The sequence below is a fragment of the Nonomuraea lactucae genome, from assembly GCF_003313395.1.
Classification (GTDB): Bacteria; Actinomycetota; Actinomycetes; order Streptosporangiales; family Streptosporangiaceae; genus Nonomuraea; species Nonomuraea lactucae.
On the sequence record NZ_QNFZ01000653.1, the window covers coordinates 1 to 2834 of the forward strand.

The 2834-nt window shown below is 72.6% G+C and carries 2 protein-coding genes; one reads left to right on the top strand and one right to left on the bottom strand.

What is annotated here, in order from left to right:
• Positions 1-662: nitrate- and nitrite sensing domain-containing protein (locus tag DQW85_RS24855; protein WP_205315382.1), on the bottom strand; the 662-nt coding region annotated here is incomplete at its 3' end.
• A gap of 260 nt (positions 663-922) precedes the next feature.
• Here DQW85_RS24855 and DQW85_RS24860 point away from each other — a divergent pair.
• On the top strand, positions 923-2834 hold a 1912-nt coding region (locus DQW85_RS24860), incomplete at its 3' end, for a TRAP transporter permease (protein WP_205315383.1).

The window sequence follows — 2834 nt, forward strand, 5'->3', positions numbered from 1 at the left end:
GCCTCGAACGCCCTCAGGCGGGCGGCCTCGGTCGCGGCCAGCCGTACGAGCTCGCGTGACTCGGCCGCGCGGAGCCGCCCCCGTGTGAGGGCTCCGCGCAGCAGCTCGCGCTGCTCGGCCACGGCGTGCTTGGCCCCGGCGAGCTCGGCCACGGCATGGGCCTGGTTGGCCAGCCGCTGGTCGTCGATCTGCCGAGGGATAGCGGACGCCACGGTCAGCAGGGCCGTGACCGCGGCGTCGTACCGGTCCGTCCCGGCGCGCAGCCGGTTGAGGGCCTCGCCCGCGGCCCCGAGTGCGGGGGCCAGCCCGGGCGCGGCCTCCAGGGCGACCCGGCCGGCCTCGTCGAAGACCTGGCGCTCGGTGTCGGTCCGCTGGCGCGCGGCCGTCACCAGGACGCGACCGCTGGTCCCGCCTCGTGCCGCCAGCGCCTGGACCTCCGCGTCCTCCCGTTCGAGGTGGTGGATGAGGTCAGAGGTGGCGGTGGCCAGCGAGGCGAGATCGCGGGCCCGCTGACCTCCCTCCGCCACGCGCAGGACCGAGGCGGCCTGCGCCACGGCGAAGGCCAGCAGCCCCAGGACGGGGAGCATGACCAGCAACTGCAGCCGCGCCCTTACCGTCCACCACCTCCTGGGGTGGAGGGAGATCTGGACTTTGAGCGCCATTCTGGAGTTCCTTGCCTCTGTGTTCCGCGCCACACGAAGCCGCGGATCTCCGCCGCTGTCGCGTAGCTTGCGCGCACCTTATGGCCAAACGTCCCGCCCGGTCCCCGGCTGAGATCCAGATTTGATCTGGGCTTAACACGGCCGGTGTGTCTTCCCTAAGAGTTCATCAAATGCGCGCGGCCGCACCTTCAGCCGCGCCCCAGGTCACATCTACGTTTCACGCAACCGGCGGCCCCGTGCCGGAGAGCTTGGAGGTAGTGGTGACATCCGCCGACCAGAGCGCCGTCGCAGACGAGAAGGCGGCCGGCCGCAGCGCCGAGGAGCTCATCGCCGAGTACGACGCCGAGCGGCCGGCGCGCCACATCACCGGCCGGCTGGCGCACGTCATCGGCGCCCTCGCGCTCGGTGTCTCGCTCTACGCGCTTTACGCGGTCTTCAACCCTATGCCCGTGCTGCCGTACCGGATGAGCTTCCTGGCGGCGGTGCTGCCGCTCACGTTCCTGACCTACCGGCCGGGCAGCCTGCCGGGGTGGCTGGCGCGACGGCTCAGGCGATCCACGGAACGGGGCACAGAACGCGGCGCAGGGCGGGGCACAGAGCGGGGCACAGAGCGGGGCGCCGGGCGGGGCACGGACAATCCCGGGGCCGCCGACTGGGTCCTGGCCGGGCTCTCCCTCGTCGTGTGCGCGTACCCGCTGTTCGGCTTCGACGAGTTCATCCGGCGCACGTTCGACCCGTCGGCCCTCGACCTCGTCATGGGCGCCGGGTGCCTGCTGCTGGTGCTGGAGGCTACGCGCCGCACCGTGGGGCCGATCCTGCCGGGGATCTGCGTGGCGTTCCTCGCCTACGCCTACTACGGCGGATACCTGCCCGTCGACTCCGTGGTCGGGCACCGCGGCTACGGCGCCGAGCGGATCGTGGTCCAGCTCTACATGGGCACCGAAGGGCTGTTCGGCGTGCCCCTCGACGTCGCCGCCACCTACATCGTGCTCTTCACGATCTACGGCGCGGTGCTCGAGTACTCGGGGGCGGGCGCCTTCTTCGTCAACATCTCGTTCGCCGCGTTCCGCCGCTCGGCCGCCGCGCCGGGCCGTACGGTGACGCTGGCGGGGTTCCTGCTCGGCACGGTCTCAGGTTCGGGCACGGCCACGGCCGTGTCGCTGGGCAGCGTGGCCTGGCCGATCCTGCGGCGGGCCGGCTATCCGCGCGAGCACGGCGGCGGGATCCTGGCCGCGGCCGGCATCGGCGCGATCCTGTCGCCGCCGACGCTCGGGGCGGCGGCGTTCATCATCGCCGAGTACCTCAAGGTCTCCTACCTGACCGTCCTGCTCTACGCGACCGTGCCGACGGTGCTGTACTACCTCGGGATCATCCTCGCCGTGGAGATCGACGCCCGCCGGTTCGGCACGCACGGCGTCGAGATGGAGACCGGCTCCGCGTGGCGACTGCTGGCCCGCTTCGGATACCACTTCTCCTCGCTGGCCGCGATCGTGGCGCTGATGGCCCTCGGGGTCTCGCCGTTCCGCGCCGTCGTCTACGCCACCGTGCTCGCCTTCCTGCTGTCGTTCCTCGACCGCGAGCACCGTCTCGGCCCCCGGCGGGCGGCCCAGGCGCTCTCCGCCGGAACGCTGGGCGTGCTGCCGGTCGCAGCCACCACGGCCGCGGCCGGGGTGATCGTGGCGATGGTGACCCTCACGGGCCTCGGCCTGAAGGCGTCGCGGATCATCGTGGACCTGGCGGGGGGCCAGCTCGCGCTGACCGCCCTGGTGGCGGCGGTGGCGGTGCTGCTGCTCGGCCTGGCCGTGCCGGTGACCGCGTCGTTCATCATCGCGGCCGTCATCATCGGGCCCGCGCTGCAGACGCTCGGCGTCTCGCCGGACGCGGCGTACATGTTCATCTTCTACTACGCCGTCCTGTCCGAGGTCACGCCGCCGACCGCGCTGGCGGCCGTCGCCGCGTCGGCCATCACGGGCGGCAACGCCTTCAAAACGATGATGATGACCTGGAAGTACACCCTCCCGGCCTTCCTGGTGCCGTTCGCCTTCGTGCTGGCCCCCGCCGGGCGGGCGCTCCTGTGGCAGGCGCCGCTGCCGCGGGTGCTGCTGGCGCTGGCGGTCTCGGCGGTCGCCGTGATCGCGCTGGCGGCCGCCACCGGCGGCTGGATGGTACGGC